Below are 25624 nucleotides of genomic sequence, written 5' to 3' on the forward strand. Positions count from 1 at the left end.
CCACCCTAACCCTCCCCACCGCAAGCGGGGGGAGGGAATGAGCCTCTCCGCCTTTCTCGCGCAGCATCGTCGCCCAGGCGCCATCCTGGTCACCCTGACCCACGCGGCCGGGTCCACCCCCCGCGAAGCCGGTGCGGCCATGGCCGTCAGCCTCAACGCCACCGCCGGGACGATCGGCGGCGGGCAGCTCGAGTTTCATTGCATCGACATGGCGCGCGAGATGCTCTCGAGCGGCGAGCGCGAACGCAGCCTCGACATTCCGCTCGGCCCGCAGATGGGCCAGTGCTGTGGCGGGCGGGTGCAGGTTTCGCTGCGGCGCGCGACCTCGACCGACCTCGCGATGCAGGTGGCGCGGGAGCGGGCCGATGCCGAGGCGCGCCCGGCCGTGCTGGTCTTCGGCGCCGGGCATACCGGGCGGGCCCTGGTCGAGGCGCTGGCCCTTCTCCCTTTCAGGGTCATGCTGATCGACGACCGCGACGGCGTGATGGACGGGCTGCCGGCGGCGGTGACCTGCATCCGCATGGCCGATCCCGTCGCGGCCCTTGCGACGGCGCCGGCCGGCGCCGCCCATGTCGTGCTCACGCACAGCCACGCGCTCGACTACCGGCTGACGGAAGCCGCGCTGCAGCGGGGCGATGCGGCTTATGTCGGCATGATCGGCTCGGCGACCAAACGCGCGCGCTTCGAGGCCGGCTTCCTCCGCACCGGGGGGCGACGCGAGGCGCTGTCGCGCCTCGCCTGCCCGATCGGCGGCGCCGATGTGGATGACAAGCGCCCCGAGGTCATCGCGGCCTTGACGGCCGCCGAACTGGTGCGGAGTTTGCTTCGGAAACCAGAGGCTTCCCGCGGAGCCGGAGCGGAGGAACGAGCCGGCCATGACGCAACCGCCTGAACAGACGGTTCGCCCTCGGCTCGCCCTTGCGGGCATCTCCAAGAGCTTCCCCGGCGTGAAGGCGAACGAGGACATCAGCCTCAGCGTCCGCCCGGGCGAGATCCACGCCCTGCTCGGCGAGAACGGCGCCGGCAAGTCGACGCTGGTCAAGATCATCTACGGCGTGCAGCAGGCGGACACCGGGACCATCGCCTGGGATGGCGCGCCGGTCGCCATTCTCTCGCCCAAGATCGCGCGGCGGCTGGGAATCGGCATGGTCTTCCAGCACTTCTCGCTCTTCGACGCGATGACGGTGATCGAGAACATCGCGCTCGGCCTCGACGAAGCCTGCGACAAGGACGAGCTCAAGGGCCGCGTCGCGGCGATCCTGGAGAGCTACTCGCTGCCGCTCGATCCCGAGCGCGAGGTGCATACGCTGTCGGTCGGCGAGCGCCAGCGCATCGAGATCGTCCGCTGCCTGCTGCAAAATCCCCGGCTGCTGATCATGGACGAGCCGACCTCGGTGCTGACGCCGCAGGAGGTGGACAAGCTCTTCGGCACGCTGCGCCAGATCGCCTCGCAGGGCTGCGCGATCCTCTACATTTCGCACAAGCTCCACGAGATCAAGGCTCTGTGCGAGGCCGCCACGATCCTGCGGGCTGGCCGGGTCGTCGCGACCTGTGACCCGCGCGTTGAGAGCACGAAGCGCATGGCCGAGCTGATGATCGGCGCGGAACTCCGCCAGATCGAGCATGGCGGGAGCGCCGGCGCCGGGTCGGTGCGGCTGTCGGTCTCCGGGCTGACGCTGCCGGGCGAGCCGCCCTTCGGCACCGACCTGCGTGCGGTCGCCTTCGAGGCGCGGGCCGGCGAAATCCTCGGAATCGCCGGCGTTGCGGGCAACGGCCAGTCGGAGCTGCTGACCGCCCTGTCGGGCGAGCGGCCTGCGAACACGGCCGATGCGGTCACACTCGACGGCAAACCGGTCGGGCGGCTGGGTGCGGGGGCGCGCCGGGCGCTCGGGCTCTGCTGCGTGCCGGAAGAACGCAACGGCCATGCCGCGGTGCCGGATTTTTCTCTCGCCGACAACGCGATCCTGACCGCACGCCACCGCCTGCCGCTGACGCCGCTCGGTCTGATCAGCACGGGCGATGTCCAGCGCTTCGCCGATTCCGTGATCAAGCGCTTCGACGTCCGCACCACCGGGACCGCGGCGCTCGCCCGCTCGCTCTCGGGCGGCAATCTGCAGAAGTTCATCATGGGCCGCGAGATTGGCCAATCTCCCGCCGTGCTCGTCGTCAGCCAACCGACCTGGGGCGTGGATGCGGGGGCCGCGGCGGCGATCCGGCAGGAACTCGTCGATCTCGCCGAGAAGGGCTCGGCGGTGGTGGTGATCTCGCAGGATCTCGACGAGCTGCTCGAACTGGCCGACAGGCTCTGCGTCATCAACGAGGGCCGGCTGTCAACGCCGCGCGCCGTCGCCAGCCTCGGCATCGACGAAATCGGCCTGATGATGGGCGGCGTGCATGGCGCAGCCGCGCCGCCGGGAGAGCCGGCCCATGCTTGAATGGCGCCGCCGCCGCGAACCGAGCACGCTGATGCTCTGGCTCAGCCCGCTGATCGCGATCGGGCTGACGATGCTGCTCGGCATGATCGTGTTCACGGCGATGGGCTATGACGGCTTCCACGCCGTCGAAAGCATCTTCGTGACGCCCTTCGTGGAGCCGCAGCGCTGGCCCGATCTCGGCGTCAAGGCGGCGCCTCTGGTGATGATCGCGCTCGGGCTCGCCATCGGCTTCCGCGCCAATGTCTGGAATATCGGCGCCGAGGGCCAGTACATCATGGGCGCGATCGCCGGCACCGGCGTGGCGCTGGCGACGCATGAAATGACCGGCTGGTGGATCCTGCCCGCCATGGCCGTTGCGGGCGTGCTGGGCGGCATGGCCTGGGCGGCGGTGCCAGCCGTCCTGCGCGTGCGGCTGCAGGTCAGCGAGATCCTGACCAGCCTGATGCTGACCTATGTCGCGGTGCAGAGCCTCTATTACCTGGTGCGCGGGCCCTGGAAGGACCCTGACGGCTTCAATTTTCCGCAGACACGGATGTTCAGCGCCGACCAGACCCTGCCGACCGTGTTGGAAGGCTCGCTCGTCCATCTCGGCATTCCGGCGGCGCTTCTGATCGCGCTGATTGCCTGGCTGTTGATGGAAAAGACGACCGCCGGTTACGCGGTGAAGGTCGTCGGGCTGGCGCCCGCCGCGGCGCGCCATGGCGGCTTCAGCGCCGACCGGGTGACCTGGGCGACGCTGCTGGCGGGTGGCGGGCTCGCCGGCCTCGCCGGGCTGTTCGAGGCAGCCGGCCCCTTCGGACAGCTGACGCCACAATTCCCGACCGGCTACGGCTTCACCGCGATCATCGTCGCGTTCCTGGGACGGCTGAACCCGCTCGGCATCGTCTTCGGCGGCATCGTGCTCGCGGCGACCTATGTCGGCGGCGAGATCGCCCAGACGACGGTCCGCCTGCCGCAGGCGGCGACGGGCATGTTCCAAGCCCTGCTGCTGTTCGTGCTGCTGGCGACCGACGTGCTGGTGAAGTACCGCATCGGCTGGAAGGTGCGGGCGGCATGAGAGGGCGCTCGACAACCTGCACCTGTCATTCCGGGGCGCTGCGCAGCAGCGAACCCGGAACCCACGACGGGGTGAGACGGAAGACCCGTCATGGTCGGCCTTGTGCCGACCATCCACGCCTTCCTCGGGCTGGCTCAGTGTTCAAGACGTGGATTCTCGCCACAAGGGCGAGCATGACGCAGGACCCCATGGCTCACCCGGTCGTGGGTTCCGGGTACGCGCCTGCGCTGCGCCCGAGAATGACGGAGGGGGCGCCATGACCACCGCCATCCTCGTCTCGATCCTGATGACCCTCGTCGCGGCCTCCACGCCGATCCTGCTGGCGGCGCTGGGGGAACTCGTCACGGAGAAAGCCGGCGTGCTCAATCTCGGCGTCGAGGGCATGATGCTGTGCGGCGCGGTCGCGGGCTTCGCGGTCGCCTTCAGCACCGGCAGCACGATGCTGGGTCTCGTCGCGGCAATGGCGGCGGGCGTGGCGACGGCAATGGTCTTCGCCGTGCTGACGCTGTCGCTGACGGCCAATCAGGTCGCGACGGGGCTGGCGCTGACGATCTTCGGCATCGGCGCCTCCTCGCTGATCGGGGCGGGTTTCGTCGGCCGCACGATCACACGGCTCGGCCCGGTGTTTCCGGCCGCGCTCTCCGAGCATCCCTGGCTGCGCGCCATCTTCGGCCACGACATCGTCGTCTATCTCTCGCTCGCGCTCGTGCTCGGCGTCAGCCTGTTCCTGCGCCGGACGCGGCCGGGCCTGATCCTGCGCGCGGTCGGCGAGAACGACGCTTCGGCCCATGCCATCGGCTACCCCGTCATCGCCATCCGCTATGCCGCGATCGCCTTCGGTGGCGCGTTGGCGGGGCTGGGCGGGGCCTATTTCTCGCTGGCGCTGACGCCGATGTGGGCCGACGGGCTCACCGCCGGTCGGGGCTGGATCGCACTCGCCCTCGTCGTCTTCGCCGCCTGGCGGCCGGGACGCCTGCTGCTCGGCGCCTATCTCTTCGGCGCGGTGATGACGCTCGAGCTGCAGGCGAAGGCGGCCGGCATCACCTGGCTCGCGCCCGAGCTTCTTGCGATGACGCCCTATCTTGCGACTATCGCGGTTCTGACCATGATGTCGCTAGGCCGCAGATCGGGCCGGCTCAACGCGCCGGCCTGTCTCGGCAAGCCTTTCTCGGCGTCCTGACGCCGCCCCGCAACCGGAGAACCCCTTCATGACCTCGATCATCACCCGCCGCCGGTTCAATTTCGGTGCCGGCGCCAGCGCCGCCGCCCTGCCGCTGCTCGGCACGGGCGCGCGGGCCCAGGCGCCGCTCGGCGTCGGCTTCATCTATGTCGGCCCGATCGGCGACCATGGCTGGACCTGGACGCATGACCAGGGCCGGCTCGCGCTGGAGAAGGAATACGGCGCGAAGATCAAGACGAGCTTCATCGAAAAGGTGGCGGAGGGCCCCGACGCCGCCCGGGCGATCCGCCAGTTGGCCCAGGCCGGCAACCAGCTGATCTTCACGACGTCATTCGGCTTCATGAACCCGACGATCCAGGTCGCGAAGCAGTTCCCGAAGCTGAAATTCGAACACGCCACGGGCTATCAGCGCGCCGAAAACGTCGCGACCTACAATGCCCGCTTCTATGAGGGGCGCGCCGTGATCGGCACGATCGCCGGGCACATGTCGAAGTCCGGCCAGGCCGGCTACATCGCCTCCTTCCCGATCCCCGAGGTGGTGATGGGCATCAACGCCTTCACGCTCGCGGCGCGGAAGGTGAACCCGAATTTCCGGACCAAGGTGATCTGGGCGTCGACCTGGTACGACCCCGCCAAGGAGGCCGACGCCGCCAAGGCGCTGATCGACCAGGGCTGCGACATCATCACCCAGCACACCGACTCGGCGGCAGCCCTGCAGGCGGCCGAGCAGCGCGGCGTCTTCGCCTTCGGCCAGGCCTCCGACATGAAGGCTTTCGCCCCGAAGGCACATCTGACCGCGATCGTCGACGACTGGTCGGGCTACTACATCAAGCGCGTCAAGGAGGTGATGGACGGCACGTGGAAGAGCGGCGACGTCTGGGGCGGCATCAAGGACGGCATGGTCAAGATCGCGCCGTACAACGACGCCGTGACGCCGGCCGCTCGTGCCGCCGCCGACGAGGTCACCAAGGGCATCGTCGCCGGCACGCTCCACCCCTTTACCGGGGAACTGAAGGACCAGAAGGGTACGGTGCGACTCAAGGCCGGCGAGAAGGCGTCCGACGAGATGCTGTCCAAGATGGACTGGTATGTGGACGGCGTTCAGGCGTGAGATCGCCGTGACGGTGACGCCATCCACGGCGTCATCCCGGACGTAGCGAAGCGGAGCTCCGGGATCGATCACAGGGAACTGCGCTCTACGATGGATCCCGGATCGGCGCGAGATCGCCGCTTGTCCGGGATGACTTGGAGGTTCACCGGGCCGTCAAAGATTCTCCGGCAAGAACCCCTTGCAGATATTTTAAGCTTGAAACAATATGCCTTCATCGCGCGGTCAAGGAGGTCGAGGGGACCCCTGTCGCACTCCGGCTTTCTCGTTCGTCCCGGGAGGACATCCGACATGACACTCAAGCTTTCGCTTTCGCTCGGTGCCGGTCTGCTCGCGCTCGGCATCGCCTCGGCCCAGGCGCAGGAGCCGCTCAAGATCGGCGTCGTCAGCGTGCTGACCGGCCCGGCGGCGGCACTCGGCCAGCAGGTCCGCGACGGCTTCCAGCTCGCGGTCGACCAGAACGGCGGCAAGCTCGGCGGCGTGCCGGTGCAGATCACCGTGATCGACGACGAACTCAAGCCGGACGTCGCGGTCGGCAAGGTCAAGGCCTATGTCGAAAGCGCGAAGGCGGATTTCGTGGTCGGCCCGGTGTTCTCCAATATCCTCGGCGCGATCGCCAAGCCAGTGCTCGACTCGGGCGCCTTCCTGATCTCGCCGAACGCCGGCCCCTCGACCATGGCCGGCAAGGGCTGCCACCAGAACTTCTTCGTCACCTCCTACCAGAACGACCAGGTGCACGAGGTTCTCGGCAAGCATGCCCAAGACCAGGGCTACAAGCGCGCCTACATCATCGCGCCGAACTACCAGGCCGGTAAGGACTCGCTCGCGGGCTTCAAGCGCTACTTCAAGGGCGAGATCGTCGACGAGGTCTATGCGCCGCTGACCTCGATGGACTTCGCCTCGGACCTCGCCAAGATCGCCTCGACCAAGCCCGACGTCGTCTTCGCCTTCCTGCCGGGCGGGCTCGGCGTCAACTTCGTCAAGCAGTGGTCGCAGGCGGGCCTGCAAGGCAAGATTCCCTTCCTCTCGGCCTTCACGGTCGATGAATCGACGCTGCCGGCGCAGCAGGATGCCGCGGTCGGCCTGTTCGGCGGCATGACCTGGGCGCCGAACATGGACAATCCGCAGACCAAGACATTCGTCAGCGCCTATGAGGCGGCCTACAAGATCGTGCCCGGCTCCTATGCCCAGCAGGCCTATGACGCCGCGATGCTGATCGACTCGGCCGTCAAGGCGGCCGGCGGCACGGCTGATAAGGACAAGCTGCGCGCGGCCCTTAAGAAGGCCGATTTCACCTCGCTGCGCGGCAAGTTCAAGTTCAACACCAACGGCTACCCGATCCAGGATTTCTATCTCGTCAAGGCCGCCAAGCGCCCCGACGGCAAGTTCCAGACCGAGATCGTCTCGAAGGTCTTCACGGACTATGCCGACCCGCACGCCAAGGAATGCCCGCTGAAGTAAGCCTCTTCGTCATTCTCGGGCGAAGCGCAGCGCAGACCCGAGAATCTCTTTCCTGAGATGCTCGGGTCACGCCCGAGCATGACGGGCGACATGACATGACCACAGGCCTCCTTATCGTCCAGATCCTGAACGGCCTCCAGCTCGGCATCCTGCTGTTCCTGGTGGCCGCCGGACTGACGCTCGTCTTCGGCGTGATGGACTTCATCAACCTGGCGCATGGCGTGCAGTACATGCTCGGCGCCTATCTCGCGGTGACCTTCGTCGGCATCACCGGCAGCTTCGTGCTGGGGCTCGTGTTGGCGCTAGCCAGCGCCCTCGTGATCGGGCTGGCGCTGGAGTTCCTGGTCTTTCGACATCTCTACGCGCGCGACCATCTCGACCAGGTGCTGGCGACCTTCGGGCTCATCCTGCTGCTGAACCAGGGCGTGAAGATGCTCTGGGGCGCTGCGCCGCTCTCGGTGCCGGTCCCGGCCTTCCTGTCTGGCAACGTCGCGCTGCTCGACGGCATCCTCTACCCGACCTATCGCTTCGCGCTGATCGGGGCGGGGCTTGCCGTCGGGGCTCTACTCTGGTTCGTCGTCGAGAAGACGCGCACGGGCATGCTGCTGCGGGCCGGCGCCTCGAACGCCCCCATGGTCTCGGCACTGGGCGTCGACATCAACAAGCTCTTCATGATCGTCTTCGCCTTCGGTACCATGCTGGCCGCCTTCGCCGGGGTGATGGCGGCACCGATCCTCTCGGTCGAGCCGGGCATGGGCGACAACATTCTGATCCTCGCCTTCGTCGTCATCGTCGTCGGCGGCATCGGGTCGATCCGGGGCGCCTTCGTGGGAGCGCTGATCGTCGGCCTCGTCGACACCCTCGGCCGGTCCTTCATGAACGACCTGCTGCGGCTGTTCATGAGCGCCCCCTCGGCCCGGGCGGCGGGCGCCGCGCTGTCCTCGATGCTGATCTATCTCGTGATGGCGATCGTGCTGTTCGTCCGGCCGGAGGGGCTCCTGCCCTCGAAGGGCCGGGCATGAGCGAAACCGCCACGACCCGGGCCGGCTCGACCGGGCGCGCGATCCCCCTGCCCGCCCGGCGCCTCCCGCTCGTTCCCATCCTGCTGTTCGGGCTGCTGGCGCTGCTGCCGGTCGCGGTCTCGCTCGGCCTGCCCTCGCACTGGCTGACGCTGGTGACGCGGGCCATGATCTTCGCCATCGCGGCGCTGTCGCTCGACCTCATCCTCGGCGTCGGCGGTCTGGTCTCCTTCGGGCACGCCGCCTTCGTGGGGATCGGCGCCTATGCGACCGGCATCATGATCACGGAAGGTCTGGCGGAGACGCTGCTGATCCTTCCCGTCGTGCTCGCGGTGTGCGGCGTGTTCGCCCTCGTGACGGGCTATGTCTCGCTGCGCACGCGCGGCGTCACCTTCATCATGATCACGCTGGCCTTCGGGCAGATGGTCTACTTCCTGGCGCAGGCGCTCTCCGCCTATGGCGGCGACGACGGGCTGACGCTCTACCAGCGCAGCACGGTGCTGGGGTTCAACGCCTTCGGCAACCGGACCGGCTTCTTTTATGTCGTGCTGGGCGTGCTGCTCGCCTGCTACCTCCTCGTCCGCGTGATCGTCGCCTCGCGCTTCGGCCGCGTGCTGAGGGCTGCGCGCGAGAACGGCACGCGAGTCTCCGTTACCGGGTTCCAGGTCTCGCAGGTGCGCCTCGCCGCCTATGTGATCAGCGGGCTGATCGCGGGCCTGTCCGGCTTCCTGCTCGCCAACCAGACCGAGTTCGTCAGCCCGGCTTTCATGTCCTGGCCGCGTTCCGGCGAGCTGATCTTCATGGTCGTGCTCGGTGGCGTCGGCTCGCTGCACGGCGCCATCATCGGGGCGCTGGCCTTCCTCTTCGCCGAGGACATCCTCGCCGGCTGGACCGAGCACTGGAAGGTCATCTTCGGGCCGATGATCGTGCTCTTCGTGCTGTTCACGCGCGGCGGGCTGGTCGGGCTGATGCGCAAGCTCGGGATCGGCCGCGATGACTGAGCCCGTGCTCGTCCTCTCCGGCATCCAGAAGGCCTTCGGCGCGCTGAAGGTCACGGACGGCGTCAGCCTGTCGGTCGCACCGGGCGAACTCCACGCCCTGATCGGCCCCAACGGCGCCGGCAAGACCACGCTGGTCCACCAGATCTCCGGCATGCTGCGGCCCGACACCGGCAGCATCCGCTTCCGGGGGCAGGACATCACCGGCTTCTCACCGGAAAGACGGGCGCGCGCCGGCCTCGCCCGAACCTTTCAGATCACCTCGACAATCCCGTCGCTCTCGGTGCTCGAGAACGTCGCACTCGGCGTCCAGGCGCGCGCCGCGCATCCGTTGGCGCTGTTCCGAAACGCGGCCCGGGACGAGACCCTGAACGCCCCGGCTTGGGCGGCGATCGAAGCCGTCGGCCTGACGGAGCGTGCCCATGTGCTCGCCGGTCAGTTGTCGCATGGCGAGAAGCGGGCTCTCGAAATCGCGATGGCGCTGACATTGGAGCCCGCCGCGATCCTGCTAGACGAGCCGCTCGCCGGCGTCGGCCGTGAGGAGGGCGAGCGGCTGATCGCGCTGCTGGCGAGCCTGAAGGGCCGCTACGCCATGCTGCTGGTCGAGCATGACATGGAGGCGGTTTTCGCCCTGGCCGACAGCGTCAGCGTGCTGGTCTATGGCCGCGTGATCGCCTCGGGCCATCCCGCCAACGTGCGGGCCGACCCGGCGGTCCGCGAGGCCTATCTCGGCGAGGAGGGGTAGGATGCTCGTCGTCGAGGGCCTCGATGCCGGCTATGGCGAGGCGCAGATCCTGTTCGGGGTCGATCTTTCGATCGGCGAAGGCGAGGTCGTAACGCTGCTCGGCCGCAACGGCATGGGCAAGACCACGACGATCCGCGCGATCATGGGGCTGATCCCGCCGAAATCCGGCCGCGTCAGCGTCGCGGGGCGGGATCTCACCGGTGCCCCCGCGTTCCGGATCGCGCAAGCCGGCATCGGCTTGGTCCCCGAGGGGCGGATGATCTTCCCGACGCTTTCTGTCGAGGAGAACCTCATCGCCACGGCCGCCAGCCGCTTCGGCAAGCCCCGCTGGGACATCGAGCGGATCTACGCTTTCTTCCCGCGCCTGAAGGAGCGCCGCGCCAACCGCGGCAACCAGCTTTCGGGCGGCGAACAGCAGATGCTGGCGATCGGCCGGGCGCTGATGACCAATCCCCGGCTGATCATCCTCGACGAGGCGACGGAGGGCTTGGCGCCGATCATCCGCCAGGAGATCTGGGCCTGCCTTGCGGCGCTGAAGGCCGAGGGCGAGTCGATCCTGGTGATCGACAAGAATGTCGATGCGCTGGCCAAGATCGCCGACCGCCATGTCGTGCTGGAGAAGGGCCGCGTCGTCTGGCGCGGCAGCAGCGACGACCTGCGCAGCGACAGCGCGGTCAAGGACCGCTTCCTGCATTTCTGACGAGCGAGGACATCTGCCATGAAGCCACTGACCGCCGGCGTCACCCGGGCCAATGAGGGGCTCGATTCGATCTCCTGGAACATCCTCGGCCAGACCTATGTGCCGAAGTCGCTGAGCGAGGAGTCCTTCTCCTGGCACGCCACCTTCCCGCCCGGCACCTTCGTGCCCCCGCATATCCACACCACGCAGGACGAATTCATCTACATGCTCGAGGGACGGCTCGACCTCGTCCTCGACGGGGCCGAGAGCCATGCCCTGCCGGGCGACCTGATCCGGCTGCCGCGTAACGTCCCACATGGCCTGTTCAACAAGAGCGATGCGCCTGTGAAGTGCCTGTTCTGGGTGGCGCCGACGGCGCGTCTCTACGATCTGTTCTGGGGCATCCACTCGATGGCCGAGCAGAACCCGGCCGATGTCGTGGCGCTCTCGGCCAAGCACGAAGTCGATTTCCTGCCGCCGCCGCCGGACGGTGCCTGACGCCGTCGAGGTAAGGTTAAGCTGCGGTAAAAGCTGCGCCGGCGCCCGGTTTCCGGCAGACTCCCCCCGATACAGCCTCCGCCCCGGAGGCCTGTCGCGGGAGCCTGCCGATGATCGCCGACCGCCGCCTCGAGACGCGCAGCCGCCTCCACCAGCCGGCTCGCGTCATGTTCAACGGCGAGCAGTCCGTCCTCGCCTGCACCGTTCGCAACCGGTCGCGGACCGGCGCGATGGTGCGCATGGCGGACTGGATCGAGCTGCCGCAGACCTTCGAACTCACCATTCCGGAAGGGCACAGCCGCCGCGTCCGGCAGTGCTGGCGGCGCGGCGACGATGTCGGCGTCGCCTTCCTGACGCCCGAGGAATCCGCCCCCTCGCCTGTGGTCTCGCTGGCCGAGGCGCGAGCTCGGCGTGCGGGCCGCGGCGACACGGGCTGAACCCTGTTCTTTCGCGGATTCGGGCGACCGATCGTTAAACACTGACCGAACCGGTTGCTGCGGCGCAGCGCGGACTCTGGCATGGTTTTCGTGAGGCGGCATGGGGCCGCCCGGTGAAGACGGCCGGACTCGAGCCATGACGACGGAGCGACGCCAGACCCCGCGCCTTCGCTCGCTGCTGGGGGCGCAGGCCCGCTACAACCAGCAGCGCAGCACCCTGGACTGCGTCGTGCGCAACATCTCGGAGGGCGGCGCCCTCATCGTCGTGCCGGAGACGGTGCTGCTGCCCCCGGACTTCGAGCTCGCGATCGCCCAGCGCCAGCGTTGCTACCAGGCCCATATGCGCTGGCGCAGCGGCACGCGCATCGGCGTGTCCTTCGAGGCCGAAGAGGCTTCGCAGCCCGGAGGCTCCTCCGACGCTGACGTCGCGATGCGCCTGCGCATGGCCGAGCGCGACAACGCCCGCATGAAAAGCCGCATCGAGCAACTGACTGAAGCCGGCTGAGCGCGTCAGGCCCTGCGAGCGAGTTGCTCCTGCGAGAAACCCGCCGTGCCGGCATAGGATTTCACGATCGCCTCGCGCTTGGCGTAGCTGAGCACGCGTTCGACATCGTCGAAGCCGTTCGGCGCGAGCTGCTCGACGGCGTCGATGACGCGCTCCGGGCCGCCCTTGCGGTTCAACGCCACGATTTCGGCCGTCGCCGGCAAGCGCTGCGCCTCATAAGCCGCGAGCGCATGACGCGGATGCTCGGAACTCACCAGCCGGTCGGCGAGACAGCGGGCGTCGAGGATCGCCTGGGAGGCCCCGTTCGAACCCACCGGATACATCGGATGGGCGGCATCGCCGAGCAGGGTCACGCGGCCGTGGGTCCAGCGCGGCAGCGGATCCCGGTCGCACATCGGATAGTCCCAGAAACCCGGCGTGGCTTGGATGAGGGCGAGGATGTCGACACCGGGTACGGTGAAGCGCCGCGCGAAGGGCAGCACATCCTCGAGCCGCCCGGGTTTGGACCAGGCCTCCTTGGGCGGCGGCTTGGCCGGATCTCCGGTGCGGATGTTGACGACCCAGTTGGTCAGCCGAGTCTGCGGCGTCGTGCCTTTTGCGATGGGGTAAAGCACGAGCTTCCCCGCCATGCCGCCGGCGACGATCATGCTCTCGCCATCGAGGAAGACGGGCCAGTCGCAGGCGCCGCGCCACATCTGTACGCCGTTCCAGCGCGGTGCGCCCTGGTTCGGGAAGTAATGCGCCCGCACCGCCGAATGGATGCCGTCGGCCGCGACCAGGATGTCGCCTCGCGCCGTCTCGCCAGCCTCGCCGCGCCTGGCGTCGGTGAAGTGGGCGGTGACGCCACCCTCGTCCTGCACGAAGCCCTGCAGCCGCCGGCCGGTCCTGACCGCGCCCTCCCCCAGACGCGCCACCACGGCATCGCGGATGACGCCCTGAAGCCGGCCGCGATGGATCGAGAATTGCGGCACCGGCGCACCGGCATGCAGGCCGCGCGGCTCGCGCCAGACGGTCTGGCCGAAGCGGTTCATGTAGACGAGTTCGCGGGTGCGGATCGCGACGGCGTCGAGCGCCGGCAGCAGGCCGAGTTCGGCCAATTCGCGGATCGCATGAGGCAGCGTGTTGATGCCGACGCCGACCTCTCGGATTTCGCCCGCCTGCTCGTAGACGGTGGCGCTGACGCCGCGCGCGTGCAGCATCAGGGCGAGCGTGAGACCGCCAATGCCGCCTCCGACGATGATGACCTTCATGCCGATCCCCCGGGCCTTATTATTTCAAGCTTGAAATATCCGGCTTCGGCTTGTCAATCGCGACCGTGAGGGACGTCCAGCGGTTGCAAGCGGGCCTTCCCTCGCGGAACGAACGCGATTCCTGTGCGTATCTTGCGCTGCGGCCATCGCCTTTCGACGTCGACCATGGCAACTGCCGCAATCGCACCGCGCGGTCCGTGGCCATCGCGCGCTTCGATTCGATCGTTATCGACGTGCCGCGGGACGTGACACCACTCCGAAGGAGCTTCTAATGACCAAGAATGAACTGATCGCCGCGATCGCGGACGAGACCGGCAAGTCGAAGACCGACGTCTCCGCCATCCTGACCGCGCTGGGCGCCGTCGTCGCGAAGACGCTCAAGTCCGGTGACGACATCACGCTCGGCGGCGTCGGCAAGTTTTCGGCGGCCAAGCGCGAGGCCCGCGAGGCCCGCAACCCCTCGACCGGCGCGACCATCAAGGTCCCGGCCAAGACCGTGGTGAAGTTCAAGGTCACCAAGGACCTCGCCGACGCCGTGGCGTGAGCGGCCGGTTCTGCCGCACTTCCCGCTCTGCGCGGGAGGTGCGGCGGTCCGCGCTTGACGGCAGCGCCTCCGGCGCCAGAGTAGCGCCATGTTCCTGCGCCTCTTCACCGATCTGCGGGCCGCCAAGGTCCCCGTCACGCTGCGGGAGTATCTCGCCCTTCTGGAGGGCGTGGAGGCTGATCTCGCGGAGCATCGCGTCGAAGATTTCTACCACCTCGCACGCTGCTGCCTGATCAAGGACGAGCGCCATCTCGACCGTTTCGACCGAGTCTTCGGCGAGGTCTTCAAGGGCCTGGAGACGCTGGGCCAAGCGGTCGAAGAGCAGGCCATTCCCGACGAATGGCTGCGCAAGCTCGCCGAGAAATATCTGACAGACGCCGAAAAGGCACAGATCGAAGCCCTCGGCTGGGACAAGCTGTTCGAGACGCTGAAGCAGCGCCTGGAAGAGCAGAAGAGCCGCCATCAGGGCGGCTCGAAATGGATCGGCACCGCCGGCACCTCGCCCTACGGCGCCTATGGCTACAATCCCGAAGGCGTGCGCATCGGGCAGGACGGCAACCGCAACTTCCGGGCGGTGAAGGTCTGGGACAAGCGCGAGTTCAAGGATTTCGACGACACACGCGAGCTCGGCGTTCGAAACCTGCGGATTGCGCTCCGCCGCTTACGCAAATTCGCCCGGACAGGCGCGGCCGAGGAACTCGATCTGGATTCCACGATCAGCGAGACGGCCCGGCACGGCTATCTCGATGTGAAGCTGCGGCCGGAGCGGCGCAACGCCGTCAAGGTCCTGCTGTTTCTCGATGTCGGCGGCTCGATGGACTGGCATATCGAGCTGGCCGAGGAGCTGTTCTCGGCGGCGCGGGCCGAGTTCAAGCATTTCGAGCATTTCTACTTCCACAACTGCCCCTATGAGCGGGTCTGGCGGGAGAATCGCCGCCGGCACGACCAGACGATCCCGACCTTCGAGCTGCTTCGGACCTACCCGGCCGATTACCGGCTCGTCTTCGTCGGCGACGCCTCCATGAGCCCCTATGAGATCGCGATGCCGGGCGGCTCGGTCGAGCATTGGAACGAAGAGGCCGGAGCGGTCTGGATGGAGCGCCTGACCTCTCGTTTTCCCAAATCGGTCTGGCTGAACCCGGTACAGCAGCATCTGTGGAGCTACACCCAGTCGATCCGCCAGATCGGCACGCTGATGGGCGGGCGCATGTTCCCGCTGACGCTCGACGGGCTCGACGGGGCGATGAAGGTGCTGGCGCGCTGAGGCCTCCCCGAGAGGCCACCAGATCAGGCCAGCCATCCTTGATGCGTATATGATCAGGGTAGACAATCGTGATCGATCTCAATCTCGTCATCGGCTTCGATTGGGATCAGGGAAATGCGCGCAAGAGCGTCGACAAGCATCATGTCGGTCAAGCAGAAGCGGAGCAGGTCTTCATGAACCAGCCGCTGCTGCTGATGGACGATCAGCAACACAGCCTATCGGAACGCAGGTTCTGAGCGTTGGGCCAAACCGATGAAGGTCGTTGTCTCTACGTGGTGTTCACCCTGCGCCGAGAGAACAGCCTCATCCGCGTGATCTCGGCGCGCGACATGAACCGGAAGGAGCGTCGTCATTATGCCGAAGCCGCTTAAGGCGATACCGTCATTCCAGAGCGAAGCCGAGGAGCGAGCCTTCTGGGAAACGCACGACTCCACGGATTATGTCGACTGGACGAAGGCGTCCGCCGTTCGTTTTCCCAACCTCACGCCGTCCTCGACATCAATCTCGATCAGGTTGCCCAACGCGCTTCTGGAAAGCATCAAGATCGCGGCCAACGAGCGCGATGTTCCCTACCAGTCGCTCATCAAGATCTGGCTTTCGGAAAAGCTGGAGAACTCCAAAAGGTGATGCGCGGGTCTTGAGTCCGCGACAAGCCTGAGCACAGCCGCTATGGCTCACGCCATGACGCCGACATCAGACGACGACACCCAGCTCCCCTCCTGGCGCCAGCGCGCGCGCCCAGTCGGATTCGAGATCGCCTATCGGCTGGAGGGCGAGACGCTGGTGGTCGATTCGACCCGCAAGGTCGATCGCGTCCGGCTATCCGCCGTCGAGCAGGTCCGCTTCACCTATGCGCCGAGCAATCTCAGCTCGAAAGGCTTCAGGACACAGCTGCGGCTCAGCGATGGCCGCAGCATCACCTTCGGCAACCTCTCCTGGCGCTCGCTGACCGAACTGGACCGCGACGATGCCGGCTATCACGCCTTCGTCAGCGCTTTGTCGGCGGCCATCGCACGGGCCAATCCGAAGGCGCGCTTCGTCGCCGGCAAGCCTACGCCGCTCTGGGCGGCGCTCGCCGTGGTCAGCGGCGCGTCGCTGCTGATGCTCGCTTTCTTCATCGCACGCGGCTTGCTGCAGGGGCAGCATTCGGTCGCGCTGCTCGGGCTGCTGCTCGCGGCGGCCTCCTATTGGCAGGTGAAGCCGATGGTCGTGCTCAACCGGCCGCGCGACCTCGCGACCGGCGAGGTGCCGGACGACCTCGTGCCCGGCCGGGTGGGCTGACGTCGCCTCAGCGGACGACCAGCACCGAACATTTGGCCCGCCGCACGATGGCCGAGGCGTTGGAGCCGATGACATAGGCGAGCATGCCAGGCTCGTGCGAACCGATGACGATCAGGTCGGTGCCGCTGGCCTCCGCCTCCGCCAGGACCTCGCCATGGACGGAGCCGATCAGGACCTTGGCCGAGACCTGCGCCTCGGGCAGATCGATCTTGGCGGCGATCGCCGCGAGCTTGGCCTCGGCGTCCTCCTGCTGCTCGGCGTCGAAGCCGGCCGGAACGAATTCCATATAGGTAATCGGCACCAGCGAGCGGACATAGACCAGCCGCACGGACGCGCCCGCCCCCTTGGCCAGACCGACGGCCGCCGCGATGGCCGGCTCTGCCAGCTCCGGTTCGGCGATGTCGACGGGGACCAGAATCGACTTGTACATGACGCGGCTCCTCGTTGCTGTGACCCGCACATTACGAGTTCCCGGCCCGGCGACGATGATCCAGCGCAAACAAGGCCGAGGGCCGTCCGGCGATCACGTGGACGGCCGCGCGCAGGCTGCGCCAGACGCGCCGCCGCATCAAGACGTTTCAGGATCTGGGACGATGAAGGCCGCTGACGCGGCGGAGCGTTTCAGCCTTGGCGCGTCGGCGTCCGCACGATGAGGCCGTCCAGATCGTCGCGCAGCTTGATCTGGCAGGACAGCCGCGAGGTCGGCTTCACCTCGAAGGCGAAGTCCAGCATGTCCTCTTCCATGGGCTCGGGGCTGCCGGTCTTTGCCGCCCAGGCGTCGTCGACATAGACATGACAGGTCGCGCAGGCGCAGGCGCCGCCGCATTCGGCCTCGATGCCGGGCACGCCGTTGCGGATGGCGACTTCCATCACCGTGGCCCCGGCTTCGCCCTCGACCGTGCGGCTTTCGCCATGCGCGTCGATGAAGGTGACCTGCGGCATCTCGAACTCCAGCGTGCGAAGGGACGCGCACGCCTTAGAGCATTTCAAAGCGCCGGGGAAAGCCCTTTCCGTCGCAACGGGCTGCGGCGGATCGGTGCGGGCTGCTCTCAGGCCGCGCTGTCGTAGCGGGCAATGACGGCGCGCGCCTCGGCGGCGGCCAGTGCGAGCGTGTCCATCGCCTGTTCGAGACGCGGATCGGCCGCGGCGAGCCGCTGCTCGATGGCGTCCGCCGCATCCGCAACCTGCCAGGCACCGATGGCGCGCGCGGCACCCTTCAGCGTGTGCGCGGCGTCGAGACGGGCGGTCCTGTCCTCGGCCTGGTGGATGGCGCGCAGATGCCGCACGCATTGCTGGGCGAAGAGTGCGAGAAGCTCGCGTTCGAGATCCTGATCGCCGCCGGTCTGGCGGGAGAGGTGGTCGAGATCGATGGCGGTTTGAGGCATCTGGGGCCCTGGAGTGATGGTCTGGCGGGGGCAGCCGGCGCGTGCCCGCCCCTTCCAACAAGCGCCTTCATGGTGAATGAGGCGTTAACGACGTTTGTGAATCGGCGCCCTAAGCGGGTTCCCAAGGCTTAGAGCCTCAACTACCCTTTCAATTGGTAAACGATGGGCGCAGTGTCGCTTTCCTGCCGGACCAGAGGCGGTCCGTCCGGTGCGGCGACACGATCGGGCTCCTGTCCCCAGTAGCGTGGCGAAGGCGGCACAGCATGAATCGGCAAAAGAAGCTTCAGGATCCGACCGAGGCTGCCATGTCGGCCATCGAGGAGGCTCTCCGGCTGGACCAGCCCAAGGCCGACGCCGAAGGCGCTGCCACGCCGGAGCCGAAGCTGCCCGCGACCACCGAGAACGATCTGAAGCTTGACCTGCCGCGCATCGAGCAGCCGGCTGCGCCCCCCGCGGCGGCGCCGGCCGCCGCGCCCCCGCCGCGCCCCGCCATCGCGCCCGACACAAGCCGCGTCGCCAATGACGACCGGCGCGATTCCAGCTCCCTGGTTCAGGCCTTCTCCGTCCGTCCCTCGGCCAAGCCTTACTGGTTCGCCGGTCTGGCGACGCTGACCTGGCTCGGTGGCGCGGCTTTCGTGTTGCGCAACCGCTTCGGCGCCGTCGACGGCGGCCTGCAGGACCGTTTCGCCGCCTTCGGGGTCGGCGAGTGGACACTGCTGGCGCTCGCCATCGGCGCGCCCGCCGTCTTCTTCTTCGTGCTGGCGGCGCTCTACCGCCGGACGCAGGAGATGCGCCTGGTCTCCCGCGCCATGACCGAGGTCGCGCTGCGGCTGGCCGAGCCAGAGGTCGTAGGCGCCGATTCGGTGCTTTCGCTGAGCCAGACGATCCGGCGCGAGGTCGCCGCGATGGGCGACGGAATCGAACGCGCCGTGGCGCGGGCCGGCGAGCTGGAGACGATCGTGCGCGGCGAGATCGCCACGCTCGAGCGCGCCTATGCCGACAACGAGATCCGTCTGCGCGCCCTGATCGACGAGCTCGTCACCCAGCGCGAGGCGGTCGTCGGCAATGCCGAGCGGGTGAAGTTCGCGATCAGCGGCGCCCATGAAAACCTGTCCAAGGATCTCGATAACGCCAGCCGCGCCATCGCGGAGGCCGTGACCCAGGCGGGCGACCGCGTGACCGGCTCGCTCGGCGAGAAGGGCGACCAGATCACCCTGGCTCTCGGACGCGCCGGCGAACGGGTCATCGACGAAATCAGCGGCCGCGGCAGCGAGCTGGTCGAGCGCCTCCAGGTGACCTCCGGCGAGGTCAGCGAGCGGCTCTCCGGCGCCAGTGACAGCCTCTCGACGCTGCTGGACGGCCGCGCCCGCGATATCGCGACGTCGCTCGAGCGCACGGGCGCCGTGCTGGCCGAGGGCCTCGCGACGGGCGCCCGCGACGTCACCCGCGCCATCACCGAGACCGGCTCGCAGGTCGTCGATACGCTGACGGCTCGCGTCGAGACCGTGAATGAAACCCTGCGTGCCACCGGCGAAAACCTGGCGCAGGACATTGCCGCCCGCGGCACCGAGGCGGCGGAGCGCTTCGAGACCAGCAGCCGCACCATGGTGGCGCTGATCGACAGCCAGAGCGAGACGCTGCGTCAGCGCCTGGCCGAGACCGGCGAGACCCTGCGCGCCTCGCTGGCCGAGGAAGGCGACAGCGTCACCACCCGCTTGGCCGAAGTCGGCCGCGGCGTGAACGGTCTGCTCGCCCGTCAGAACGAGCTGATCGCCACCCGCCTCACCGAAGTCGGTGAGAACGTCAACGCGCTGATCGGCACACGAAGCGAAACGCTGGTCAGCCGCCTCAACGACACGGCGCGGACCGTGGACGACATCCTGCGCGAGCGCAGCGACGCCATCATCCTGCGTGTGGACGAAGCCGGCCAGTCGCTGGGGAATGTCGTCGCCCGTCACGGCGAGGAACTGGCGACTCGCGTCGCCTCCGTCACGGAGGGGCTCGAAGGCGTGATCGACGGGCGCGGTAGCCTGCTCGTGTCGCGTCTTTCGGAGACGGGCGAGACCGTGCAGTCGATGCTCGACCGCCAGGCGGAGACGCTAGCGTCCAAGGTGTCAGGCACGGGCGAGCAGGTCACGAGGCTGCTGGCGGACCAGAGCGAGGCGCTCGTCGCACGCGTTTCGGGCACGGGCTCGGATGTCGCCAAGTTGCTGGAGGAGCAGAGCGAAGCCCTGGTGGCCCGCGTCTCGGGCACGGGGGCCAACGTCTCCAGCCTTCTCGCCGGACAGAGCGAGGCGCTGGTCAGCCGCGTCACGGATGCCGGCACAGAGGTCGCCAAGCTCCTCGACGGGCAGAGCGAGTCGCTCGTCCTGCGTCTCGGCGAAGCCGGCGAACAGGTCCATGGCCTGATCGGCGTCCAAAGCGACGCCCTCGCCGCCAGCCTGACGGAGACAGGCGCCCGCGTCGGCGCCCTGCTCGACGAGCAGGCCGCCTCGCTAACGGTGAAGCTGTCGCAGGCCGGGCTCGAGGTGAAGGACCTGCTCGGCAATGAGAGCCAGGCCCTGGTCACGCGGGTCGCCGATGTCGGCCGCTCGGTCCACAGCGTCCTGGCCGAGCGCAGCAGCGCCCTGATCACCCGCCTCGCCGAAACCGGCGACAGCCTCGACAAGCGCCTGGACGAGCGCGGCAACGCCCTCGCCGCCCGCCTGGCCGGCGCCGCCGAGGCGGCCCAGGCCGCCCTGGAGCAGCAGCAGAGCGGCTTCATCCAGCGTCTCTCCGAAACGGGCCAGGAAGTCGGCACGCTGCTCGGCGACCAGCGCGAGACCTTGCTGCGCGAATTGGCCGGCGCCGGCCGCGAGGTCCACACCCTGCTCGGCGAGCAGAGCGAGGAGCTGGCCCGTCGCCTCTCCGATGCGACACGCTCCTTGTCGGACACCATCAATGTCGACGGTCGCGACGTGGCCGAGCGGGTCAGCGAGGCCACCCGCGGATTGCGCGAGACCTTCACGGTTCATGCCGAGGAAGCGCGCACGCTGCTCGCGGGCACCGGCCGGGAAATCGTGCTGGCGCTCACCCAGCAGGGCGGCCGCGTCAACGAGGCGCTATCCGCCAATGCCGAGTCGATGCTGCGCTCGGTCGAGAGCCGCGCCCAGGCGCTCACCGAGGCCCTGGCCGGTCGCCATGACGCGCTGACGCGTCTGTTCGACGAGCAGGGCCGCGCGATCGAGACGACGATGGGGCAGCGCCTCAGCGCGTTCGCACAGCTCTTCGAGAATCAGGGCCGGGAGGTCGAGACCGCGTTGGGCTCGCGTCTGGCGGCCTTCGAGGACGTCATCGTCCACAAGGGCGGCGAACTGGGCGGCCGTCTGTCGCATGACGCCCAGGCGCTGACGCTCGCGGTCACGACCGGGATCGCCAGCGTCGAGAAGCTCATCGGCGAGGACGGACTGGCACTGGCCGACCGTGTCGGCACGCGCGCGGCGGAGGCTGCCGCGATCCTGGCGGAGCGGACGCGCGAGGCCACCGACGCGATGGAGAGCCAGATCAAGCTCTTCGAGGAGCGCTCCGGCGCCAAGAGCGCCGAGATCGCCTCGTCGCTCGACAGCCTGATCGCCCGCATCGACGGCAATCTCGGCTCGCGCGCCACGGCGCTCAACGAGGCTCTGGTCGAGCGCACGGTCGACATTGCCCGGGTGCTGGCCGAGGGCGGCCGCGAGGTCACCCGCGCGCTCGCCGCCAAGGCGGACGAGATCGGCGAGGTCGTCACCTCCAAGAGCGAGTCGCTCACCCGCACGCTCAGCGACAAGGCCGACACCATCAACGCCACGCTGGGCGGCCGCGCGCTCCAGATCGCCGACACGCTGGACCGCAGCGTCGCGCGCTTCGAGGAGCGCGTCGTCAACCGGCTCGACACCGTCTCGGGCACGCTCGACACGCGGGGCCAGCAGATCGCCGAGACGCTGCAGAACAAGTCCGACGCCATCTCTTCGGCTCTCGGAGCACGGGCGGAGGAACTGCGCGAACTGTTCGACGACAAGGGGGGCGGCATGGTCGCGGCGCTCGGGCAGCGCGGCGAGTCGATTGCCAACGAGGTCGCCAATATCGGCGAGACAGTCGTGCGCGCCATCGAGACGCGCGGCTCCTCGATCATCGAGGGTCTGCGCGAGCGCGGAGCCGCGATCACGACCGCGCTGGACAGCTCGTCGAGCGCATTGCGCGATACGCTCGAGAACGGCACGCGCCAGTCGGTCGAGGCGCTTGTCGCCACCAACGAGCAGCTTCGCGGCGAGCTCGGCGGCATGCTCGGCCGCCTCGGCGAGGCGAACAAGCTGATGCAGCAGATCGTCAACGGGGCTAACAAGAACCTCGCTGCCGTCGAAGGCGGCCTGTCGGCCCGCGTCGGCGACCTGCAGAGCGTCATCGCCACCGTGATGGACGAGACCGGTAAGGCCTCGCAGCAGATCTCGCAGCAGATCGCCGAGCTGAAGGCCTTTTCGGAAGGCGCTCTGCGGGAGACCGCCGTTCTCGTCGGCCAGCTCGACGACAAGGGGCACGCCCTGGGCGAGGTCACCGAGGCCAGCACCACGGCGCTCAACGCGGTCGCGAGCCGCCTCGAGCAAGTCGAAGCCCGCGTCGGCAAGGCGCTCACCGAACGCAAGCAGGCGCTGGAGGAGATCCATGGGCTGATCACCACCCGCACGGATGACGTCGAGTCGATCACGCGCTCCTTCGCGGCGCTGATGGACGAATCGCTGAGCACCGCCGAAGCGCGCGCCCGCCAGATCGGTTCCGTGCTGACGGATTCGGCCGATGCGACGACGACCGCCATCACGGAGCAGTTCGACCTGATCCGGACGACGACGAGCCAGGAGCGCGAGCGCACTGCCCAAGCGCTGCGCCAGGCCTACCAGCAGGTTTCGGCCGAAGTCGGCAGCGAACTCGCCAAGGTGACCGAGCGCTTCCAGGGCGCGGCGCAGGACATGCGCGGCGTCGCGGCCGAGATCCAGCGCGAGCTGGAGGAGACGCGCGCCGAGCTGAAGCGTGGCGTGCTCGACCTGCCGCGCGAGACGCAGGAATCGACCTCCGCGATGCGTCGCGTCGTGGCGGAGCAGATCAAGGCGCTCAACGAGCTGACCGAGATCGTCACCCGCTCCGGCCGCCGCAGCGACGTCGCCCTGCCGGTCGATGCCGGCCAGAGCCGGCGGTCCGCGCCCGCGGCCACCCTGCCCCGCCAGGAGCCGGCCTATGCCACGGTGACGACGCAGGCCCGGCTGCCGGCCGCGGAGCCGCTGCTGCGGCCATCGCTCGACGCCGCACCCGAGCCAGAGGAGCCCGCGACGCCGCGCGCCGAGCTGCGCCCGAGCCTGCCGCCGCGCCCGGCTGCGGCGCCGACGCCGGCTCCTGCTCCCGCTGCAGAGGCGCCGCGTCGCCCGGCCGCAGCAGAGCCGGCGGCGCCTGCTAAGGGCGGCTGGCTTTCGGACCTGCTGAACCGCGCCTCGCGTGAGGAGAAGGCGCCAGAGACGCCAAAGCCGACGGCGCATTCGATCGAGCGGCTCGACTCGCTTTCGGTCGACATCGCCCGCATGATCGACCACGACGCGGCCGTGGAGCTCTGGGACCGCTACAAGCGCGGCGAGCGTAACGTCTTCACGCGGCGCCTTTACACGCTGCAGGGTCAGCAGACCTTCGACGAGATCCGTCGCAAGTACCGTCGCGATGCTGAGTTCAAGGAGACCGTCGACCGCTATATCGACGAGTTCGAGCGCTTGCTGGCGGAAGCCGCCAAGGACGACCGCGACTCGATGGTGGCCAAGACCTATCTGACCTCGGAGACCGGCAAGGTCTACACGATGCTCGCCCATGCGAGCGGCCGCTTCGAGTAGGAGCGCCTTCCTGGCTGGACATTGAAAAGGCCGCCCCCTCGGGGCGGCCTTTTGCATGAGTGTCGGGGGAACGGTGCCGAAAAGCCGCTGCTTTACGGGCAGCAGGCTCGCCGAGCGTCAGCTCGCGAGAGCGGTTGGGGCGCTTGTCAGCGCGCCCAGCGCACGATCTCGACGAGCACCTGCGACAGTGCCCGGTCGAGCGCCTGGGCGGCGCCGGGGCCGTCGACCGCTCCCGCCGGCACGCGAGCCGTGAACAGCCTCGCCCGGCGGATGTCGCCGGTGCGATCTCCGACGAGCTTCGCCGTGATCTCGACGACCGCGCTGCCACTGGCCGCGTCGATGTTGAAGCTGCGGATGTCGGTGAGAAGCTGGGTCTCCGGCGTGACACGGTCGCCGGGGCGGGCGACGGAGCCGACGCGGCCGGCGTTCTCAAAGGTCTGGATCAGGCGCACCTGCACCAGCTTGGGCACGCGGTCGGCCCATTGCGCGCCGCCGACGAAGGACAGGGCTCCTGCGGAATCGCGCACGATGACCCGGTCGGAATCGAGCGCCTGAACGGTCGTCGGCTCCTGCACCATCAGTGTGGCGCGCGAGCCGCCGACGCGGCCGACATTCTGCGGGGCTGAAAGGTCGAACGTGGTGGGAACGCTGCCCCCGCCGCAGCCGGCCAGGAGCAGCGCGGTCGCGAGGGAGAGCGCCAGCGCACGCGGCCTGCGGAGATTCGAGAACGAGATCGGGATCGACATGGGTTTAGCGGGATCCACCATATTGAGGGAGCGGAGGCTTGCCGCCGAAGATGAACTGCTGCGGGTTACGCTCCAAACTCCGCAGGGTGCGATTCAGGTCCGTCAGGGTGCGCCGGCCGTCGCTGGCCAGCGCCTCGATGTCGCGCAGGCCCGGCCCGGTGAAACGGCTGATGCCGCTGGTGATCTCGGCGGTGCGCTTGTCGAGGTTGTCGGCGAGCACACGGATCGACTTGGCGGCGTCGCTGACCTCGGTGAAGGCGCTGCGCCCGTCCTTGCCGGCGGCGGTGTTGAGGAAAGCCTGCGCGCTCACCAGCACGCCCTCGACCTGATCCGCCGCCTTGTTCAGCTTCTCGGTGATGGAGGCCACGTCCTTGACAGCCTTGCCGACATCGCCGCTGGAGCCGCCGAGCGCCGCCGTGAATTTGTCGACGTTCTCGACGATGGAGGCGACCTTCTTCTGGTCGACCGAGCGGACGATGTCCGTCAGTTCCTGGCTGAGTACGCCGAGTTTCTCCGACAGCGGCGCGATCGTCTCGGCGATGCTGCCGAAGCTCTTCATCAGCTTGTCGACGCCATCGGCGTTGTCGCCGAGCGCCGCGGAGAACTTCTCGACATTGCGGACCGTGTTGCCGATCGAGCCGGCATTGTCCTTCACGAGATTGTTGAGGCCGCTCAGAGTCGCATCCGCCTTGGCGGCGATGTTGCGGACCGTTTCGACGATGTCCTGCAGCTCGGAGCGCTCGGCCACGATCACCGGCAGGGTCTGCCCCTCCGGCGGCTTGAGCGGCAGCGATTTCGGATCGCCGCCGACGAGCTGGACCGCGACGATGCCGGTCGCGAGGCCGACCGTCTCGAGCCTGGCGCGCGTATCGACCCGCAGGGGTGTGGTGGCATCGACGGAAATCACCGCATTGATGCGGCTGGGATCATCCGGCTGCAGTTCGATCTTGGTCACCTCGCCGACGCGCAGGCCGTTGAACAGCACGCTGGAACCGCGGCCCAGCCCCGTCACGGTGCCGCTGAAGATGACGCGAACATCCTGCCGCCCCCCGGCGTTGCCGCTGTTGAACCAGTAGACGAAGCCGAACAACGCGGCGAGGACCGCCAGCGTGAACAATCCGACAAGAGCGTAATTGGCGCGCGATTCCAT

General features: G+C 68.2%; 26 protein-coding genes. 20 read left to right on the forward strand and 6 right to left on the reverse strand.

Annotation, left to right across the window (positions count from 1 at the left end; genetic code table 11):
- Window positions 1-37: 37 nt before the first annotated feature.
- From xdhC to AX750_RS01500, 13 genes are all read left to right on the forward strand, one after another.
- Complete coding sequence (gene xdhC, locus AX750_RS01440) at window positions 38-892, forward strand: xanthine dehydrogenase accessory protein XdhC (RefSeq protein WP_082737548.1); 855 nt, start codon at window positions 38-40, stop codon at window positions 890-892.
- Complete coding sequence (locus AX750_RS01445) at window positions 876-2435, forward strand: ABC transporter ATP-binding protein (RefSeq protein WP_066721379.1); 1560 nt, start codon at window positions 876-878, stop codon at window positions 2433-2435. The genes xdhC and AX750_RS01445 overlap by 17 nt, the downstream gene beginning before the upstream one ends.
- Window positions 2428-3492, forward strand: a complete 1065-nt coding sequence (locus AX750_RS01450; protein WP_066721383.1) for an ABC transporter permease — start codon at window positions 2428-2430, stop codon at window positions 3490-3492. The genes AX750_RS01445 and AX750_RS01450 overlap by 8 nt, the downstream gene beginning before the upstream one ends.
- A 256-nt stretch (window positions 3493-3748) precedes the next feature.
- Window positions 3749-4672 (forward strand): ABC transporter permease, encoded by a 924-nt coding sequence (locus AX750_RS01455; RefSeq protein ID WP_066721377.1) that lies wholly within the window; start codon window positions 3749-3751, stop codon window positions 4670-4672.
- A gap of 28 nt (window positions 4673-4700) precedes the next feature.
- A complete protein-coding gene (locus AX750_RS01460; protein ID WP_066721375.1) occupies window positions 4701-5783 on the forward strand; it encodes a BMP family ABC transporter substrate-binding protein in 1083 nt (360 codons plus the stop codon).
- A gap of 288 nt (window positions 5784-6071) precedes the next feature.
- Window positions 6072-7241: an ABC transporter substrate-binding protein gene (locus tag AX750_RS01465; RefSeq protein ID WP_066721372.1), complete on the forward strand. Its 1170-nt coding sequence runs from the start codon at window positions 6072-6074 to the stop codon at window positions 7239-7241.
- A 95-nt stretch (window positions 7242-7336) separates the two neighbouring features.
- Window positions 7337-8263 carry a branched-chain amino acid ABC transporter permease gene (locus AX750_RS01470; protein WP_066721370.1) on the forward strand — a complete coding sequence of 309 codons (927 nt, stop codon included), beginning with the start codon at window positions 7337-7339 and terminating at the stop codon, window positions 8261-8263.
- Window positions 8260-9261 carry a branched-chain amino acid ABC transporter permease gene (locus AX750_RS01475; protein ID WP_066721368.1) on the forward strand — a complete coding sequence of 334 codons (1002 nt, stop codon included), beginning with the start codon at window positions 8260-8262 and terminating at the stop codon, window positions 9259-9261. Before AX750_RS01470 ends, AX750_RS01475 begins: the two co-directional genes overlap by 4 nt.
- Window positions 9254-10003: an ABC transporter ATP-binding protein gene (locus AX750_RS01480; protein ID WP_066721366.1), complete on the forward strand. Its 750-nt coding sequence runs from the start codon at window positions 9254-9256 to the stop codon at window positions 10001-10003. Before AX750_RS01475 ends, AX750_RS01480 begins: the two co-directional genes overlap by 8 nt.
- Before the next feature lies 1 nt (window position 10004).
- Window positions 10005-10703 carry an ABC transporter ATP-binding protein gene (locus AX750_RS01485; RefSeq protein WP_066721364.1) on the forward strand — a complete coding sequence of 233 codons (699 nt, stop codon included), beginning with the start codon at window positions 10005-10007 and terminating at the stop codon, window positions 10701-10703.
- A gap of 18 nt (window positions 10704-10721) precedes the next feature.
- On the forward strand, window positions 10722-11180 hold the full coding sequence (locus AX750_RS01490; protein WP_066721362.1) for a cupin domain-containing protein: 459 nt from the start codon (window positions 10722-10724) through the stop codon (window positions 11178-11180).
- A 110-nt stretch (window positions 11181-11290) separates the two neighbouring features.
- The gene (locus tag AX750_RS01495; protein WP_066721360.1) at window positions 11291-11617 is read left to right on the forward strand and encodes a PilZ domain-containing protein; all 327 of its coding nucleotides are present in this window, start codon (window positions 11291-11293) and stop codon (window positions 11615-11617) included.
- 136 nt (window positions 11618-11753) lie between these two features.
- On the forward strand, window positions 11754-12122 hold the full coding sequence (locus tag AX750_RS01500) for a PilZ domain-containing protein (RefSeq protein ID WP_066721358.1): 369 nt from the start codon (window positions 11754-11756) through the stop codon (window positions 12120-12122).
- 5 nt (window positions 12123-12127) lie between these two features.
- Here the strand turns inward: AX750_RS01500 and AX750_RS01505 are convergent, their stop codons facing one another.
- On the reverse strand, window positions 12128-13372 hold the full coding sequence (locus tag AX750_RS01505; RefSeq protein WP_066721356.1) for a flavin-dependent oxidoreductase: 1245 nt from the start codon (window positions 13370-13372) through the stop codon (window positions 12128-12130).
- 271 nt (window positions 13373-13643) lie between these two features.
- On the opposite strand from AX750_RS01505, the gene AX750_RS01515 reads away from it, so the two are divergent.
- From AX750_RS01515 to AX750_RS01535, 6 genes are all read left to right on the forward strand, one after another.
- Window positions 13644-13916 carry an HU family DNA-binding protein gene (locus AX750_RS01515; protein WP_066721353.1) on the forward strand — a complete coding sequence of 91 codons (273 nt, stop codon included), beginning with the start codon at window positions 13644-13646 and terminating at the stop codon, window positions 13914-13916.
- An 88-nt stretch (window positions 13917-14004) separates the two neighbouring features.
- Window positions 14005-15180: a VWA domain-containing protein gene (locus tag AX750_RS01520; RefSeq protein WP_066721352.1), complete on the forward strand. Its 1176-nt coding sequence runs from the start codon at window positions 14005-14007 to the stop codon at window positions 15178-15180.
- 68 nt (window positions 15181-15248) lie between these two features.
- Window positions 15249-15416, forward strand: coding sequence for a BrnT family toxin (locus tag AX750_RS27110; RefSeq protein WP_348626263.1), 168 nt, complete (start codon window positions 15249-15251; stop codon window positions 15414-15416).
- 3 nt (window positions 15417-15419) lie between these two features.
- Window positions 15420-15551: a BrnT family toxin gene (locus tag AX750_RS27115; RefSeq protein ID WP_348626264.1), complete on the forward strand. Its 132-nt coding sequence runs from the start codon at window positions 15420-15422 to the stop codon at window positions 15549-15551.
- Window positions 15535-15807, forward strand: coding sequence for a BrnA antitoxin family protein (locus AX750_RS01530; RefSeq protein WP_066721350.1), 273 nt, complete (start codon window positions 15535-15537; stop codon window positions 15805-15807). The genes AX750_RS27115 and AX750_RS01530 overlap by 17 nt, the downstream gene beginning before the upstream one ends.
- Window positions 15808-15861: 54 nt before the next feature.
- Window positions 15862-16461, forward strand: a complete 600-nt coding sequence (locus tag AX750_RS01535) for a hypothetical protein (RefSeq protein WP_156446549.1) — start codon at window positions 15862-15864, stop codon at window positions 16459-16461.
- 7 nt (window positions 16462-16468) lie between these two features.
- Here AX750_RS01535 and AX750_RS01540 read toward each other — a convergent pair whose 3' ends face one another.
- From AX750_RS01540 to AX750_RS01550, 3 genes are all read right to left on the reverse strand, one after another.
- Window positions 16469-16891 (reverse strand): universal stress protein, encoded by a 423-nt coding sequence (locus AX750_RS01540; RefSeq protein ID WP_066721347.1) that lies wholly within the window; start codon window positions 16889-16891, stop codon window positions 16469-16471.
- Between the two features lie 191 nt (window positions 16892-17082).
- Entirely contained in the window at window positions 17083-17403 is a 321-nt protein-coding gene (locus tag AX750_RS01545) for a 2Fe-2S iron-sulfur cluster-binding protein (protein ID WP_066721341.1), read from the reverse strand.
- 107 nt (window positions 17404-17510) lie between these two features.
- Window positions 17511-17846: an Hpt domain-containing protein gene (locus tag AX750_RS01550; protein WP_066721339.1), complete on the reverse strand. Its 336-nt coding sequence runs from the start codon at window positions 17844-17846 to the stop codon at window positions 17511-17513.
- Window positions 17847-18109: 263 nt separating this feature from the next.
- Here AX750_RS01550 and AX750_RS01555 point away from each other — a divergent pair, with 263 nt between their 5' ends.
- On the forward strand, window positions 18110-23728 hold the full coding sequence (locus AX750_RS01555) for a hypothetical protein (protein ID WP_066735503.1): 5619 nt from the start codon (window positions 18110-18112) through the stop codon (window positions 23726-23728).
- Between the two features lie 146 nt (window positions 23729-23874).
- Here AX750_RS01555 and AX750_RS01560 read toward each other — a convergent pair whose 3' ends face one another.
- The gene (locus tag AX750_RS01560; RefSeq protein WP_066719410.1) at window positions 23875-24474 is read right to left on the reverse strand and encodes an ABC-type transport auxiliary lipoprotein family protein; all 600 of its coding nucleotides are present in this window, start codon (window positions 24472-24474) and stop codon (window positions 23875-23877) included.
- A 4-nt stretch (window positions 24475-24478) separates the two neighbouring features.
- The gene (locus AX750_RS01565) at window positions 24479-25624 is read right to left on the reverse strand and encodes an MlaD family protein (RefSeq protein ID WP_066719412.1); all 1146 of its coding nucleotides are present in this window, start codon (window positions 25622-25624) and stop codon (window positions 24479-24481) included.

The organism is Methylobacterium sp. CCH7-A2 (assembly GCF_001557075.1).
Taxonomy (GTDB): domain Bacteria; phylum Pseudomonadota; class Alphaproteobacteria; order Rhizobiales; family Beijerinckiaceae; genus Allobosea; species Allobosea massiliensis.